The organism is Serratia sp. MF1(2023), assembly GCF_030954545.1.
GTDB classification, from domain to species: Bacteria; Pseudomonadota; Gammaproteobacteria; order Enterobacterales; family Enterobacteriaceae; genus Serratia; species Serratia sarumanii.
The window spans coordinates 76,007-92,210 of record NZ_JAVHUX010000006.1; the positions used below are offsets into that span (position 1 = coordinate 76,007).

15 protein-coding genes are annotated in these 16,204 nt (G+C 57.7%); 10 read left to right on the forward strand and 5 right to left on the reverse strand.

The window, feature by feature from the left end; genetic code table 11:
• Nucleotides 1-2: 2 nt before the first annotated feature.
• The 4 genes from REA38_RS02370 (at nucleotide 3) to REA38_RS02385 (ending at nucleotide 4,446) form a co-directional block, all read left to right on the forward strand.
• Nucleotides 3-1,313 (forward strand): L-serine ammonia-lyase, iron-sulfur-dependent, subunit alpha, encoded by a 1,311-nt coding sequence (locus REA38_RS02370; RefSeq protein WP_308884894.1) that lies wholly within the window; start codon nucleotides 3-5, stop codon nucleotides 1,311-1,313.
• Nucleotides 1,314-1,335: 22 nt separating this feature from the next.
• Nucleotides 1,336-2,496 (forward strand): PLP-dependent aspartate aminotransferase family protein, encoded by a 1,161-nt coding sequence (locus REA38_RS02375; RefSeq protein ID WP_308884841.1) that lies wholly within the window; start codon nucleotides 1,336-1,338, stop codon nucleotides 2,494-2,496.
• A gap of 21 nt (nucleotides 2,497-2,517) precedes the next feature.
• Nucleotides 2,518-3,933 (forward strand): Na+/H+ antiporter NhaC family protein, encoded by a 1,416-nt coding sequence (locus REA38_RS02380; RefSeq protein ID WP_308884842.1) that lies wholly within the window; start codon nucleotides 2,518-2,520, stop codon nucleotides 3,931-3,933.
• 165 nt (nucleotides 3,934-4,098) lie between these two features.
• Nucleotides 4,099-4,446, forward strand: coding sequence for a DUF3088 domain-containing protein (locus REA38_RS02385; RefSeq protein WP_308884844.1), 348 nt, complete (start codon nucleotides 4,099-4,101; stop codon nucleotides 4,444-4,446).
• A 205-nt stretch (nucleotides 4,447-4,651) separates the two neighbouring features.
• On the opposite strand, the gene REA38_RS02390 is transcribed toward REA38_RS02385, so the two are convergent.
• Complete coding sequence (locus REA38_RS02390; protein WP_219227914.1) at nucleotides 4,652-4,954, reverse strand: XRE family transcriptional regulator; 303 nt, start codon at nucleotides 4,952-4,954, stop codon at nucleotides 4,652-4,654.
• Nucleotides 4,955-5,449: 495 nt separating this feature from the next.
• Here REA38_RS02390 and REA38_RS02395 point away from each other — a divergent pair, with 495 nt between their 5' ends.
• Both REA38_RS02395 and REA38_RS02400 read left to right on the forward strand, forming a co-directional pair.
• Entirely contained in the window at nucleotides 5,450-6,745 is a 1,296-nt protein-coding gene (locus REA38_RS02395; protein WP_193146430.1) for an MFS transporter, read from the forward strand.
• 27 nt (nucleotides 6,746-6,772) lie between these two features.
• Complete coding sequence (locus REA38_RS02400) at nucleotides 6,773-7,579, forward strand: substrate-binding domain-containing protein (protein WP_308884846.1); 807 nt, start codon at nucleotides 6,773-6,775, stop codon at nucleotides 7,577-7,579.
• On the opposite strand, the gene REA38_RS02405 is transcribed toward REA38_RS02400, so the two are convergent.
• The 3 genes from REA38_RS02405 to REA38_RS02415 form a co-directional block, all read right to left on the reverse strand.
• Nucleotides 7,554-8,453 (reverse strand): LysR family transcriptional regulator, encoded by a 900-nt coding sequence (locus tag REA38_RS02405; RefSeq protein ID WP_308884848.1) that lies wholly within the window; start codon nucleotides 8,451-8,453, stop codon nucleotides 7,554-7,556. The genes REA38_RS02400 and REA38_RS02405 overlap by 26 nt on opposite strands.
• Before the next feature lie 92 nt (nucleotides 8,454-8,545).
• Nucleotides 8,546-8,911: a diacylglycerol kinase gene (locus REA38_RS02410; RefSeq protein WP_033635218.1), complete on the reverse strand. Its 366-nt coding sequence runs from the start codon at nucleotides 8,909-8,911 to the stop codon at nucleotides 8,546-8,548.
• A 219-nt stretch (nucleotides 8,912-9,130) separates the two neighbouring features.
• Entirely contained in the window at nucleotides 9,131-10,255 is a 1,125-nt protein-coding gene (locus REA38_RS02415; RefSeq protein ID WP_085286325.1) for an N-acetyltransferase, read from the reverse strand.
• A gap of 738 nt (nucleotides 10,256-10,993) precedes the next feature.
• Here REA38_RS02415 and REA38_RS02420 point away from each other — a divergent pair.
• The 4 genes from REA38_RS02420 to REA38_RS02435 are packed head-to-tail and all read left to right on the forward strand — an operon-like array spanning nucleotide 10,994 to nucleotide 15,095.
• Nucleotides 10,994-12,733 carry a fatty acyl-AMP ligase gene (locus tag REA38_RS02420; protein ID WP_308884851.1) on the forward strand — a complete coding sequence of 580 codons (1,740 nt, stop codon included), beginning with the start codon at nucleotides 10,994-10,996 and terminating at the stop codon, nucleotides 12,731-12,733.
• On the forward strand, nucleotides 12,730-13,644 hold the full coding sequence (locus tag REA38_RS02425; RefSeq protein ID WP_033635221.1) for an NAD(P)-dependent oxidoreductase: 915 nt from the start codon (nucleotides 12,730-12,732) through the stop codon (nucleotides 13,642-13,644). The genes REA38_RS02420 and REA38_RS02425 overlap by 4 nt, the downstream gene beginning before the upstream one ends.
• A 31-nt stretch (nucleotides 13,645-13,675) precedes the next feature.
• Entirely contained in the window at nucleotides 13,676-13,936 is a 261-nt protein-coding gene (locus REA38_RS02430; RefSeq protein ID WP_015378483.1) for an acyl carrier protein, read from the forward strand.
• Nucleotides 13,923-15,095 carry an aminotransferase class I/II-fold pyridoxal phosphate-dependent enzyme gene (locus tag REA38_RS02435; protein WP_087763182.1) on the forward strand — a complete coding sequence of 391 codons (1,173 nt, stop codon included), beginning with the start codon at nucleotides 13,923-13,925 and terminating at the stop codon, nucleotides 15,093-15,095. Before REA38_RS02430 ends, REA38_RS02435 begins: the two co-directional genes overlap by 14 nt.
• A gap of 71 nt (nucleotides 15,096-15,166) precedes the next feature.
• On the opposite strand, the gene REA38_RS02440 is transcribed toward REA38_RS02435, so the two are convergent.
• Nucleotides 15,167-15,898, reverse strand: a complete 732-nt coding sequence (locus tag REA38_RS02440; RefSeq protein ID WP_041035915.1) for an ATP-binding protein — start codon at nucleotides 15,896-15,898, stop codon at nucleotides 15,167-15,169.
• Nucleotides 15,899-16,204 lie beyond the last annotated feature (306 nt).

Below are 16,204 nucleotides of genomic sequence, written 5' to 3' on the forward strand. Positions count from 1 at the left end.
TAATGAAAAAGAACAAAACCACCTCCGCCTCTCTTCTTGCCTGGATCAAGCAGGAAGTCAGGCCAGCCCTGGGTTGTACGGAACCTATCGCCATCGCCTTTGCCGCCGCCACCGCTGCCCAACATGCCGAAGGGAATATTGTTGAAATATTCGGGAAAATATCCAAAAACCTCTATAAAAATGCTGACGGCGTCCGCCTGCCAAATATATCAGGCCACGGCGTGCAGCTTGCGGCAGCCATTGGCGCAGTAGGCGGCAATGCGTCACTGGCGTTGGAGTTATTACGCGACGTCAATCCTGAACATATTACTCGCGCCAAAAAATTAATCGATGAAAACAAAGTATGCATTCAAACACGGGACAGTGATTCGCTTATTTACGTCGAGATTACCGTCGTTACTGATATAAAGCGTTGCCGGGTAGTTATCGAAGATAACCATACCCAGATTACTCATTTATCTGTCGACGGCGTGACAGGGAATCTGGCGCCGCAAACTCGTGTTGGCCATCGTCATTCAACCACGCCGCCGCGATTTTCAATTCAGGAGGCGGTGGATTTTATTCAGCACGTCGCCTATGACGATATCGCCTTCATGCTAGAAGCCGTCCAACTCAATAGCGCGTTGTCCGCAGAGGGGCAGAACACGCCGTATGGGTTGAATGTCAATGGCGCCCTGCGCTTGGCCGGGGCCGAGATCTTTCGTCAAACCACCCTTAAGGATCGCATCGTCATCGATACGGTCGCCGCTTCCGACGCCAGAATGGGCGGCGCCGCCATGCCGGCCATGACCAATTTCGGCTCCGGCAATCAAGGCATCGCCGCCACGATACCGGTCGTGACGCTGGCCAAACACCTGCAGCGGAGCGAAGAGGAACTGGTGCGCGCCGTCACCCTATCCCATCTGGTCGCGATTTCCATTCATTCTCGTTACGCGCGCCTGTCGGCCCTGTGCGCAGCATCCACTGCCGCAATGGGCGCCGCCGCCGGCATGGCCTGGCTGCTGAGCAAAGATTACGCCATCATCAGCGGCGCCATTAAAAACATGATTGGCGACATCAGCGGCATTATCTGCGACGGGGCATCTGCCACCTGCGCCATGAAGGTTTCCAGCACGACCGAAAGCGCCGTCAAATCAGTGCTGATGGCCAAACAGCATTGGGTGGCGAATCAGCATGACGGCATCGTGCATGAAGATGTCGAAGCTACGATCGACGCCCTGTGCCGGCTGGCCGCATCTGCCATGCAACACACCGACAGACAAATTATTCAAATCATGTCGGATAAAACATTCCAAAAAACGCACTCTCTATAATCAGACCAAAAAAGGCTAATTTATGAAACCCGTACCCTCTATTGCGACATTGGCCGTACATGCCGGCAATCAAACCGACCCAGGGCATAACGCCATATTTCCTCCCATCGTCACCGCCAGTTCGTTTATTCAACCCAACCTCGGTGAAGGCGGCGATTTCTGTTACTCCAGAGTGGCAAACCCAACGCGAAACGCCTATGAAAGCGCGTTGGCCGAGCTTGAGGACGGTATCTATTGCACGGCGACCGCCTCCGGAATGGCGGCGACGTCGCTGATCCTCGAATTACTGCCCCGCGATTCACACGTCATCGCAATGTGCGGCGTTTACGGCGGCACCTGGCGGCTCTTTGAAAAGCTGCGGAAAATGACGTCGGGAATGACATTCACCTATGTCGATCTCAACGATCCGCAGGCGGTCAACGCCGCCATTCAGGCGAATACGCGTCTGATCTGGATCGAAACGCCGACCAATCCGCTGCTGGAACTGGTCGACATTCAGGAGGTCTGTCGGATCGCCAAAGCGCGGCACATCACCACCTGCGTGGACAACACCTTCGCCAGCGCCTGGAATCAACGCCCACTGACACTGGGGGCCGATATCGTGATGCTTTCCACCAGCAAATATATTGGCGGGCACTCCGATCTGATCGGCGGCGCGGTGATTACTAACCGGCAACATCTGGCCGAACAGCTGGATTTCATCAAAACGACCGTCGGCGCCATCGCCTCGCCGTTCGATGCTTACCTGGCGCTGCGTGGCCTGAAAACCCTGGATGTGCGCATGCAGCGGCAATGCCAAAATGCGCAAACCATCGCCGAATTCCTCGAAAACCATCCCGCCATTGTCGGCGTCTGCTACCCGGGGCTTAAATCACATCCTCAATACGCCCTGTGTCAAAAGCAAATGCGTTCGGGGGCCGCCGTGGTCACCGTCCGTTTGAAAGGCGACATTCAGAGTGTGAAAGCCTTTCTGCCGCGCCTGAAGTATTTCGTGTTGGCCGAATCCCTTGGCGGCGTCGAAAGCATGGTTAACCATTCCGCCTCAATGTCGCATGCCGCCATGAGCCGCGAAGAACGGGAATCCATCGGCATCTATGACACCACGCTTCGCCTGTCGATCGGCATCGAAGACGCCGGCGATCTGATCGGCGATCTCGACCATGCTCTCTCCTGCATTTCTTGACGATTATAAGGAAGACGAAAAATGCACGATTACGGGATATGGACCGTCATCACGCCTTTGGTGACTATTTTTCTGGCGATTTTTACCCGGCAAGTGATCCTGTCGCTGCTGGCCGGTATTTTTGTCGGCTTCGTCGTTATCAATCACAGCCTGCTCGGAGGGATTGGCGCCACGCTGAACGGCATCATTGATACCTTCGCCTCTGCGGGCAATGCCCGAACCGTCGTTTTCATGGTGATGATCGGCGGCATTATGCGGCTCATTGTGGTTACCGGCGGGGTCAGAAGGCTGGTGCAGTTTTTAACCGAGAAGAACGACTACGTCACCAATAAACGCTCCGTGCAGTTATTGGCGATGATCGTCACCGCGCTGATTTTTATTGAAAGCTCCATCAATCAGCTGATTGCCGGCGCCTCCACCAAAGACCTGGCCAAACGCTACCGGGTGTCTCCCGAGAAGATGTCTTATATCATTCAAACATCCTGCGTTTCGGTCTGCTCCTCGGTCATGATCAACGGCTGGGGCGCCGCAATGATGGGGGTTATTGGCGTGCAGATCGCCAAGGGATATATCGACGGGGAACCTTTTGAAATTTTGGCGGGCGCCATGGTGTGGAATATCATGGCCTGGTTCTCGCTTGCCTCAGTGCTGTTTTATATCCTTTCCGGTTTTTCATGGGGGCCGATGAAAAAGGCGGAGCTCCGCTTTGAGGCCAACGCCGACGCCCTCACCGATGACGACAGCGGGCCGGAGGATGACGTGATCGATCACCCGGCATGCAATTCGTTGCTTAATTTTTTCATCCCTATCCTCTCCACCGTACTGATGGTGCCCATCGCGCTCTATATTACCGGTGACGGCCAGTTCTCCCGAGGCAGCGGCTCCATGTCCGTTTATTCCGGCGTGATGTTCGGCACCGCGGTTTCATTCATCTGGTTTACCCTGCGTGGCGTTCTGAATATCGAAAACTTTTTCAAAGAGTTATATATCGGTTACGCCAGCATGGTGAAAATAAGCTCCATCATGATTTTGGCTTTCTTGATGGGGCACATTTCCGCAGAGCTCAACACCGGACAATACATTGCCGCCGTCACGTCCGGCGTGATCCCCTCCGGCTACTCTATCGGCTTCATCTTCCTGATCAGCGCCGTGATGTCGCTGGCCACCGGCACCTCGTGGGGCACCTTCGCAATCATGATCCCTATCGGCGTGCAGCTGGGCGTCTCCCTGGGTATTCCGGCGGAATATATGATCGGCGCAGCCATTGCCGGCTCTATCTTCGGCGACATGACATCCCCGATATCCAGCGATGCCATCGTGGCCTCCATGGCGACCAACTGTGAGCATATCGAGCATATCAGGACGCAGTTCCCCTACGCGTTAGTGACCGGCGGGCTGGCGCTGCTGGTTTACCTGGCGCTCGGCTTCTCGCTTTAAGCCCGCCAATCATGCTCAATCCGGGGTCGGCCTTCGGCCTGGCCCCGGTCACTGCCCATTTGGCAAGAGGTCGCTAAATCCGGCGCTCAACGTTTTGACAGCCAGGCCATTAACGGCATCACATCGCGGAATAGCGAACCTATTCCATTACAAACGGAGAAGTTTATGGAAAAAGATCGGTTGTTTTTACTCAATATGGGATTTCACGATGGCCAGTATCCGGGAGAGCAGTTCTTCTGCCCCGACTGCACGCTGCTGGAAGGGCTGCTGGCGAAAAATCCGGAATTGGCAAACGCCATAGAAGTGACCTACGTCCGCTTTGAGAAACCCAGACAGGCCGTTATCGAGCTGGCCGGCGAGCAAAATCAATCGCTGCCGCTATTGGTTTTGCCTCGAGGAGAACGCTCGGGATTTCCGGCGGCGGAATATCACGGTAGAGAGTGCCTGTCTGCGCTGAACGACATTCTCGCCACATTATCGGCGCGGCACGCTTTCCCCAAAAAACACCCCTAGCGCACCAATCTCCCCCTGCCATGCAGAAGACGGAGGCACCCGAGAGTCACAAGGAAGTGACTCACCTCTGCCATCAGGCATCCGGCTAGGTGCTTATCGACGATAAGGGGTTTAGGCTTGATGCAACGAACATTGGTCAAGCCGTAACCCCATGAACGCCTGTGCGCGGGCTGGAAAGCAACCACCGCAAGGTTATCAGCTGCATTTACAGCACAACTTCGTAGTGAGAGCCGTCCGGCAGTTCAACATCTAGGCGCAGTTTGCCGCCCGCAGCCTCAACGTAGCGTTTTAGCGAAGACAGTTTCAGATCGCGGCCCGGTTTTTCCATCACGGCAACAGTCGGCTGCCGGATCCCCAGCGCCTGCGCCATTTCAACCTGCGTTTTCTGTACTTTTTCGCGCAGCTCGGCAAGGTGAATGTTCAGCATGATGTCCGCCGCCAGCGCCTGCGCTTCGGCCACGACCTCGGGTTTTTCATCCGCAATAAGCTGTTCCAGCGTTCTGCCCATCGCGTCACTCCTTCTCGTTTAATGTGTTCAGCCCGTTATCGAACGCATCCGATGCTTTATTTCTCATACGGGGTGCCCTGCACTATAGCCTAATGACTATATAGATATAAAGCTATAAAAGAGGGGCGCATAGGTGGCCAGCCCTTGCCGCAATGCTAAACGCGTATTCAGGTGTTTTTGCCCATACCGTGCGAGACATTCACCTTTTTACGAGCGGTAACGGACAATCGGTCAGAGGCACGGGGCGTTTCCCCGCCGCCCCTTTATGAACCCTGTCACAAAATGCGCATAACGTTTTCGGCGCTCTCCGCCGCGGGCGGTGAGCGATAAGTTTGTTAACGCCACGTTACATCAGGTTAGGCAACATTGTTAACGGCGATTGATGCGCCAAACGCATCGCGCCATGCGTTTATTGCGCTTATTTAGTTTATTTTCCTGAGCGAGTCTTCAGCAACAGGCGCGGCGTCAGGCGCCAATAGCAAACTGGAGATAAAGATGCATTCCTCTACCTCACCCATGACCACCCGGGCCAAAGCCGGCGCGATCCTGCGCGTCACCTCCGGCAACTTTCTGGAACAGTTCGACTTCTTTCTGTTCGGCTTTTACGCCACCTACATCGCACACACCTTTTTCCCGGCCAGCAGCGAGTTCGCCTCGCTGATGATGACCTTCGCGGTATTCGGCGCCGGTTTTCTGATGCGCCCCATTGGCGCTATCGTGCTGGGCGCCTACATCGATAAAGTCGGCCGCCGCAAAGGGCTGATCGTCACCCTGTCGATCATGGCCGCGGGCACCTTCCTGATCGTGCTGATCCCCTCTTACCAGAGCATCGGGCTTTGGGCGCCGCTGCTGGTGCTGTGCGGGCGCCTGTTGCAAGGCTTCTCGGCAGGCGCGGAGCTGGGCGGCGTGTCTGTCTATCTGGCCGAAATCGCCACGCCGGGCCGTAAGGGCTTCTACACCAGTTGGCAGTCCGGCAGCCAGCAGGTGGCGATCATGGTGGCGGCGGCCATGGGCTTCGCGCTCAATGCGGCGCTGGAAGAAAGCGCCATTCGCGAATGGGGCTGGCGCCTGCCTTTCCTGTTCGGCTGCCTGATTGTTCCCTTCATCTTCTTGCTGCGCCGCAAGCTGGAAGAGACGCAGGAATTTACCGCCCGCCGCCACCACCTGGCGATGCGCGACGTGTTTAAAACCCTGCTAAAAAACTGGCCGGTGGTGATCGCCGGCATGCTGATGGTCGCCATGACCACCACCGCGTTTTACCTGATCACCGTGTATGCGCCAACCTTCGGCAAAAAGGTGCTGTTGCTCAGCGCCTCCGACAGTTTGCTGGTCACCCTGCTGGTGGCGATTTCCAACTTCATCTGGCTGCCCATCGGCGGCGCGCTGTCGGATCGCTTCGGCCGCAAGCCGTTGCTGGTCGCCATGACGCTGCTGACGCTGGCCACCGCCTACCCGGCGCTGAGCCTGCTCGCCGCCGCCCCCAGCTTCAGCATGATGCTGGCCGTGCTGCTGTGGCTGTCCTTCATTTACGGCCTCTACAACGGCGCCATGATCCCGGCCTTAACCGAGATCATGCCAACGGAAGTGCGGGTGGCCGGGTTCTCGCTGGCCTACAGCCTGGCAACGGCGGTGTTCGGCGGCTTTACGCCGGTGATCTCCACCGCGTTGATCGAATACACCGGCGATAAGGCTTCACCGGGCTACTGGATGAGCTTCGCCGCGCTGTGCGCCTTGCTGGCGACGTTGTATCTGTATCGCCGCATCGCCATGCCGCTGCAAACCGCACGCTAACGCGCCATCGCCATAAGGAATCATGCCATGCAAAAACTCACTCGTTCGATCCTCGCCGCGCTGGTGTGCGCCTCCTTCAGCACCGCGGCGCCGGCCAAAGACGTGACCGTGATGATCTCCGGCGGCTTCAAGGCCGCGCTGGAGAAACTGGCCCCGGAATATGAAGCCCAAAGCGGCGACAAAATCATTCTGGTGTCCGGCCCTTCCATGGGGAAAACGCCGCAGGCGATCCCCGCGCGGCTGGCGCGCGGAGAGCAAGCCGATGTGGTGATCATGGTGGGCAACGCGCTGACCCAACTGGACAAAGGCGGCTGGATCCAGCCGGGTTCGCGCGTGGAGCTGGCCGATTCGCCGATCGGCATGGTGGTGAAACAGGGCGCGCCCAAGCCGGCGATAAAAACGGATGCCGAGCTGCGTAATGCCTTGCTGCAAGCCGGCTCTTTCGCCTATTCCGACAGCGCCAGCGGCCGCTACGTCAGCGGCCAACTGTTCAAAAAGCTGGGCATCGAGGAACAGGTGAAAGGAAAAGCGCACATGGTTGAGCGCATTCCGGTGGCCTCTGAAGTGGCGCAGGGGAAATACGCGTTGGGCTTCCAGCAGGTCAGCGAATTGCTGCCCGTGGCGGGCGTCACCTTTATCGGCGAACTGCCGGAAAACGTGCAGTACATCACCCGCTTCGCCGGCGCGGTAACAGCCAAGGCGGAACATCGCCGCGAAGGCAAAGCGCTGCTGGAGTTCCTCGCCTCCTCTCAGGCACAGCCGACCATTCGCGCGACCGGCATGCGAAGCGTGCCGGCGCAGCAGCCGGTCAGGCAGAGTGATACCGTTCAGTAATCAGCTTTTCCAGCTCGGCGGCGACGAAAGACTGCATGCGGCCGCCGCGCCGGATCAGGCCCACGGTGCATTTCACCACCGGCTCGACCAGCGGCACCGACGTCAACACCGAATGCTCTGAAGCGGGCATCGACATGGCGGGCACGGCGGCAATGCCGATGCCCGCCTCAACCATGCCCAGCATGGTCGTCACATGGCGAGTTTCGCACACGCTGGGGCGCTCCGGCACGAGGTGTTCCAGGCGCTGATCGAGCAGATTGCGATTGCCGGAGGTTTTATCCAGCGACACGTAATCCTGCTGATAAAATTCCCGCCAGGTGAGGCTCTTTTTAGCGGCGAGCGGATGGTCGCGCCGGCAAGCGGCCACGTAAACGTCCCCCACCAACGGCACAAATTCAAGGTTAGGCTGCAGCCGCCCGGCAAAGCAGATGCCAAAGTCAGCCTGGCCGCCGGTGACCGCCTCAATCACATTGCCCGCGCTGCCGTCGATCAGCTTGACGCGCACGCGCGGATAGCGAAATCGGAAACGGCGTATCACGTCGGGCATGAAATAGTAGGCCGCCGACGGCACCGTGGCGACGGTGACCAGCCCGGTACGCTCCTGGCTGACCTTATCGATATCGGCCAACACCGCTTCGACATTCATCAGCAGCTGATCCGAACGCTCGGCAAAAGCCTGCCCATACAGCGTCAGCGTCACGCGCCGGGTGGTGCGATCGAACAGTTTGCTGCCCAGCGCGTTTTCCAGCTTCTCAATCCTGCGGCTCAGGGCCGACTGCGACAGGCAGATGGATTCTGCTGCCAGCCGAAAATTGCCGTACTCCACCAGCGCGCGGAAGGCATAAAGATCGTTGAGATCAAAATTCACGGGCATAGCGGCCGACTCTCCTTGCTGAACGCAAAACATCGATGATAACCGCTTATAGCGCCACGGCAACCGGCCTGGCAATTGAGCCACCCAAGCCCTTATCGCCCCAGCAGCACCATTCCCCAAATAATGATAGTCATCACCACCGCCACCAGCTGCGCAGCGCCGCCCAGATCTTTAGCGCGTTTGGATAACGGATGTAATTCCAGCGAAATGCGATCGACCACGGTTTCAATCGCCGTATTAAGCAGCTCAACCACCAATAGCAGAAAACTGCAGGCGATTAATAACAGCCGTTCTATATTTGTAATATCTAAACCAAATGTAACAACAAGTAAAATGGCGTTAATAACCAATAATTGGCGAAACGCATCCTCGGTAAGCACGGCGTCAATAAATCCGGCCCAGGAATTCCTTATGCTGTAGGTTAATCGGCTTATTCCTTTTTTCTTTTCCACAGGCATGCAATCAGCTCTCGTCAATACTGCCACAATCACTCGCGAATAAATCACGCGGCGTGAATTTATCTCGAGTTTATTAATTAAAGGCCTTAACCGTTCTCTTCCCGGAGGCGATGCATGCACTCACGCGCCGTCACCCTGCCCCTGAAACGGCACCGCCCGAAAATGCCCCGGCGCGGTTATTATTCTGAGAACGTGAAAAGGCGATGCGTTATCAGCCGGTTAAAGCGTTTTCTCGTATAAGCGGTAGCGCTTATAGGGAACCGCGCCGATGCGTTCTAAAATCGTCCGCATGCCGGTATTGGTTTCCAGGATCCACGACATTTCCAGCGCGTCGATATTGCGCTTGGCGAAAGGCTCGCGCAGCGCCTCAATCAGCAGCAGCGCAATAATCGGCCCGATGCGGCTGAATTGATATTCCTGGCGCACGCCCATCAACGGCACGCGCGCGGTGCGCACGCCGCTGACTTTCAGCCGCCACAAGAGCTTCGCCCAGCCAAGCGGCAATAACCGCCCCTGCAGATCGGCAATCGCTTCGTTGATGTTCGGCAGACCAACGATAAAGGCGCAGGGGGCGCCATCCACCTCGGCGATATGGATCATATCGTCGGGTACCAGAAACTTCAGCTGATCCCCCATGGTGGCGAACTCGTGCTCGGTGAACGGGACAAACCCCCAGTTATGCTGCCATCCGGAGTTGAACACCTCGCGCAGCACCTGCATCTCCTCGCGAAAGCGCTTGCGGTTGAGGCGGCGAACGGTCACCTTTTTGCGCACCTGCTCCATCATCCGGGTTAACGACGGCGAAAAATGCAGGTCGGTTCTTTTCATCCAATAGGCAAGCAAATCAATCCCTTCGCTGTAGCCCTGCTGCGCTATTTGCGCCGCATAGTAGGGCTTCGCGTGCGTCATCAGGGCGGAAGGCGGCGTATCGAATCCTTCGACCAACAGGCCGCTTTCCTGATTGATATTGAGGCTGAACGGCCCGGTGATTTTGCGCGCGCCTTTCGACCTCAGCCACTCCTCCGCCACCGTGAATAAGGTGCTGAAAACAGCGGGATCGTCAACGGCGTCAATCATGCCGAAGTGGCCAGTATCCTCGCCATGCAGCTCCCGGTGCAGAGCATCGATTTGCGCCGTGATGCGCCCAACGACTTTGCCCTGTTTTTTGGCCACCCATGCCTGCCATTCAATATGGTCGGTGCCGGGATTCTTCTTTGACAGGTGCTCTTCGCGCTCTACATGCAGCGGCTCAATCCAGTTCGGATCATCGCGAAACAGTTGCGAGGGGAAAGCAATAAATTCTTTAAGTTCGCGTTTACTCAGAACTTTCTCAACACGGATCATAAATAGCCTTACGTTTTAATAAAATAATTAAATAAGCGCGCGACAACGCCTTTAGCATTTTTTATGCTGTTCTCATTTATTGGATTGTGTATTGCCTCCGGTTCAATGATAAGAAAAACCGAATATTACCCCCTGTGAATCAGCGCATTATTGCGCCCGACATTCACCCTGTGATGTCCGTAATTGATAAAAAAAGGAAACAGAAAGCGGCGCAGCCAGGCTACGCTAATGGTGCTCTTTTATTATTTCGTGCTGTTACGGCAAAAGAAACTCGCCGCTTTTAGTGTACCGACTTTAATCAGGAGGTGTGCCGCCATCTTTACCACTTAATGCTCTTTTTAAGATTAGCCTTAAATGAATCGTTCACTTTTGGATTTCTTGCGGCATACTGTTTAGGAAGTGTTTAAGTTCCAAGATAGCCATGCATGAGGTCATAACCTATGAGCCGACAGTTATTTCCTGCCCGAAAGAGACAGGCTAAAGAACGGCGCAGCCCGGATATTACAATAGTCTCACGTATATCGCCAGGGTGCCGCTCAAGGCTGATAACACGGGCTACTCACGCTCTGCCCGGTTAATAACCGGCGTGCCCTCAAGCACGGCAATATACGCTGTTCGCGGAATGAAGATGGTTGAATAACAAACTTATTCAAAACCTATTCATAGTAAAACATCAATTACCTCGCCAAGAGCGATTTCTCTCTTTTGGTGATTTTTAATCTATGGCTAAGTTTGTCTATGTCTGAAACAAGTTCCGTTCATTCTCTTCCCATGCGCTATGCGGACTTCCCCACTTTAGTGGACGCGTTGGATTACGCGGCGCTGGGCAATACGGGAATGAATTTTTACGACCGTCGCAATCAACTCGTGACCGTTCTCGAATATCGCACGCTACAGCAAAAAGCGATCTCGGGCGCGCGGCGTTTATTGTCCCTGAAACTCAAGAAAGGCGATCGCGTGGCGCTTATCGCCGAAACCAGCGCGGGATTCGTGGAAGCCTTTTTCGCTTGCCAGTACGCCGGCCTGGTGGCGGTGCCGCTGGCGATCCCGATGGGCGTGGGCCAGCGCGACTCCTACACCGCCAAGCTGAAGGGGCTGATCGCCAGCTGCAACCCCGCGGCGATCGTCAGCAGCGAAGAGTGGACGCCGCTGATCGCGTCAGCCACGGAAAACACCTCGGCGCTGCACATCCTCAGCGACGCGGATTTTAACGCCTTGCCGGAGCCGGAAATCGCCTTGCCCGCACCTTCGCCCGACGATATCGCCTATCTCCAATACACCTCGGGCAGCACCCGCTTTCCGCGCGGCGTGATCATTACCCAGCGGGCGGCGATGGCGAACCTGAACGCGATCAGTCGCGACGGGATCAAGCTGCGCGCGGGCGACCGCTGCGTTTCGTGGCTGCCCTTCTATCACGATATGGGCCTGGTCGGTTTCCTGCTGACGCCGGTGGCGACCCAGCTGTCCGTCGATTACCTGCGCACGCAAGATTTCGCCATGCGCCCGATGCAGTGGCTGAAACTGATCGCCAAAAATCGCGGCACGGTGTCCGTCGCCCCGCCGTTCGGCTACGATCTGTGCCTGCGCCGCAGCAACGCCAAAGAGCTGGCCGATCTGGATCTTTCCAGCTGGCGGGTCGCGGGCGTGGGCGCCGAGCCGATCCCGGCCGAGCTGCTCGGCCAGTTCGGCGAACACTTCAGCAGCATCAACTTCGACAGCAAAGCCTTCATGCCGTGCTACGGCCTGGCCGAGAACACCCTGGCGGTGAGCTTTTCCGATCCCTGCTCCGGCCCGCAAACCAACGCGGTCGACCGCGATATTTTGGAGTACGAGGGTAAAGCGGTCGCGCCCGGCAAGAAAACCCGCGCCGTCACGACCTTCGTCAACTGCGGCCGAGCGCTGCCCGGCCACCGCATCGAGATCCGCAGCGAAACCGGGCAACCGCTGCCGGAACGCCAGGTCGGCCATATCACGATCTCCGGCCCCAGCCTGATGAACGGCTATTTCTGCGACGACGAGTCCCAGCAGCAAATTCAGGTGACCGGCTGGATGGATACCGGCGATCTGGGCTACCTGCTGGACGGCTATCTGTACGTCACCGGCCGCAAGAAGGATTTGATCATCATTCGCGGCCGCAATATCTGGCCGCAGGATATCGAGTACGTCGCGGAATCCGAACCGGAAATCCGTTCCGGCGATGCGATCGCCTTCGTAACCGAAGAGCACGACGAAGCGGCCAGGATCATTTTGCAAATCCAGTGCCGAGTCAGCTCGGAAGAACGCCGGGAGCAAATCGTGCATTCGCTGAGCGCCCGCATTCAAAGCGAGTTCGGCATTGCGGTGGACATCGAGCTGCTGCCGCCGCACAGCATTCCCCGCACGTCGTCGGGCAAACCCGCGCGTGCGGAGGCCAAAAAACGCTGGCTGAGCGCCTCGCTCTACCCGCACATGCCGCAGCTGGCCGGTTTCGCGCAATGAGCGGCACGGTGGCAGTGACGGGCGCGACCGGCTTTATCGGCCGGCACATCGTCCAGGAACTGCTGGCGCAAGGGTTTAACGTGCGCGCCCTGACGCGGCGCGCGGGAAAAGCCGCCGCCGACAACCTGCAGTGGATCCCCGGCGCGCTGGAGGATCGGCCCTCGCTCACCGAGCTGGTGCGCGGCGCGGAGTGCGTCGTGCACTGTGCGGGCCAGGTGCGCGGGCATGCGGAAGCGGTGTTCACCCGCTGCAACGTGACCGGCAGCCTGAACCTGATGCAGGCGGCCAAACAGAACGGCCGCTGCCGTCGCTTCTTGTTCATGTCGTCGCTGGCGGCCCGCCATCCGGCGCTGTCCTGGTACGCCCATTCAAAACAGGCCGCCGAGCAGCAACTCATCGCCGCCACCGGCGAGATCGCGCTGGGGATTTTCCGCCCAACGGCGGTTTACGGGCCCGGCGATAAAGAGCTGAAACCGCTGTTCAACGGCCTGCTGCGCGGCGTGCTGCCCCGGCTGGGCGCGCCTGACGCCAGGCTCTCTTTTCTGCACGTGAGCGATTTGGCCAAGGCGGTCAGCCAATGGGTGCAGGCCGAACCCGCGCAGCCGAATATTTACGAACTGTGCGACGGCGTGGCCGAAGGCTATAACTGGCTGCGCCTGCGGGACATCGGCGCCGCCGTGCGGCACGGGCCGGTGCGCCTGGTGGGCATTCCGCTGCCGCTGCTGAAAGCCCTGGCGGATATCAGCGTGGTGTGGAACCGCCTGGTCAAACAGGAGCCGATGCTGACGCGCAGCAAAATACGCGAATTAACCCATCACGACTGGTCCGCCAGTAATCACGCGCTGTCGCAACAGATTAATTGGTTTCCACAGGTAAGTTTGGAGCGCGCGCTGCGCGAAGGGCTGTTTTAATTATTCCAAATAGAGGTGTGTCAACGTTCTTATGCTAAATCGCGATGCTGTAATGGATTATATCCTGACGTGTTTGCAAGGTATCGTCGAAGGCGGAGTGGAAATAAAACCTGATAGCGATCTCGTCAATGATCTTGGCCTGGAATCCATCAGAGTCTTGGATCTGCTGATGATGCTGGAAGATGAATTAGATATCTCCATTCCTATCAATATATTGCTTGATGTCAGAACGCCTGAGCAACTGCTTGACGCGCTGCGCCCTTATCTGGAGAAAAACCATGGGACTGTATGATAAGTTTGCGCGCCTCGCCAATGACCGTGAACAATTTCAAACGTCCGGTCTGAATCCGTTCGGCACCTGCATCGACGAAGTCTATTCCGCCACCCAGGGCCGCATCGGCGATCAAAAGATTGTCCTCGCCGGCACCAATAATTACCTTGGCCTGACGTTCGATGCGCAGGCGATCGCCGCCGGCCAGGCGGCCCTAGCCGCGCTCGGCACCGGCACCACCGGCTCGCGCATGGCGAACGGCAGCTACGGATCGCACCTGACGCTGGAACGGGAGCTGGCGGAATTCTTCGATCGCCCGAGCGCCATCGTGTTCTCCACCGGCTACACCGCCAACCTGGGCGTCATCAGCACGCTGGCGGGGCCAGGCTCCGTGGTGTTGATCGACGCGGACAGCCACGCGAGCATTTACGACGCCTGCGCCCTCGGCGGCGCGGAGATTATTCGCTTCCGCCACAACGACGCCGCCGATCTGGAGCGCCGCATGGTGCGCCTGGGCGAGCGTGCGCGCGAGGCGATCATTATCGTGGAAGGCATCTACAGCATGCTGGGCGACGTCGCCCCGCTGGTGGAAATCGTCGACATCAAGCGGCGGCTCGGCGGGTATCTGCTGGTCGACGAAGCGCACTCCTTCGGCGTGATGGGCGAGCACGGCCGCGGCCTGGCCGAAGCGCTGGGCGTCGAGCAAGACGTGGATATCATCCTGGGCACCTTCAGCAAAAGCCTGGCTTCGATCGGCGGTTTCGCCGTCGGCGGCAAGGGGATGGACGTGCTGCGCTACAGCAGCCGGCCGTATATCTTTACCGCGTCGCCGTCGCCGTCGAGCATCGCGTCGGTGCGCACGGCGCTGCAAAAAATCGCGCGCCATCCCGAACTGCGGGAAAAGCTGTGGAGCAACGCGCACCGCCTGTACCACGGCCTCGCCGAACTGGGGTATACCCTGGGGCCGCGCATCAGCCCGGTGGTGCCGGTGATGATCGGTTCGAAGGAAGAAGGGCTGCGTTTCTGGCGCGAGCTGATCGCCCACGGCGTGTATGTAAACCTGGTGCTGCCACCGGCCGCGCCGGCGGGCGTTACCCTGCTGCGCTGCAGCGTCAATGCCGCGCACAGCGATGAAGAGATCGACACCATCGTGCGCGCCTTTGCGGCGCTGAAAAAATAAAGCCTTCCCTCTCTCGGCCGCGGCGGCGGTGCCGAAAATGGCATCGCCGCCCTGCCGAACCGATGCGCGCCTCAGTGCGCAGCCGTTGATACTTCATCAGCGGAATAGCGATAACCCTGCGCCGCCATAAATTCCGCGATGGCTTTTTCCGCCGCCGAAAGCACCTCCTCGATCGGCCGATCGGCATCGAGATCCACGATGTCGGCGCCTTCGAACGTCAATAACGGCGTGACGGCGATCTTCTTCTCCAGCGCCGCTTTGCGGTGATCGGGTTTGCGCGCGCAGGCCACCGCCAGACTGACATTCAGCTTGAGCACCAGATCCGGTTTTTGCCCCGCCATCCATTGGAACGCCGCCCGCTCGCGCGCCGCCAGCCAACGGACAAACCGGCTCCCTTCAACGTCGACGGGAAAAACCGTGCCGTCGTAAGCGCCGGGGATCTGCGCCTGCGGAAAACGGTCGGTCAACACGATGAACCCTTGCCGCCGATACGCCAGCATGCGGCGAAACCGCAGCAAGCGCCGCCCCACGAAAGCGATGATCACCGCCGACGGCAGCAGGCCAATGCGGGATTTTTTCGTTTTGACTTTTTTGGTATTGCTCTCGATAGCCTTGCCCACCGAGCGCCCGAGCAGCGGCAACTTCGCCGCCGCGCGGCCGACGTTGCCCGCCTGTTTGCCCAGATGCACCTGCACCGCCGGGCCATAATGTTTCATATACGCGATCAGATGTTCACAAACGGTGGACTTACCCGATCCGTCGCTGCCGATAACCGCAATCAGCGGCGGAAATTTTGCACTCATAATAAGACTCTCTTTCAATACACCAGAAACGGCGTGCCATATTTGAAGCGAACTACCGCTTATCATTGCCGTGGCGGCCGCGTGGAAAAAACTTGCCGTAACGCGACGCAAAAAAGCACAAAACATTAAGCGAAAATTGAAAATCCTGCTCTTTTTTCGCCGTGAGACCGGCCGGAAATTAACATAAAAAGCGAAACCGGCCCACGCACCAACAATTAGCACAAAATAACAAGAACGAACGCTATAAATATCAATTCAAATAACGAACAGGAATAGCAATCTCATTATTTTATCGCAGCAAAGCAC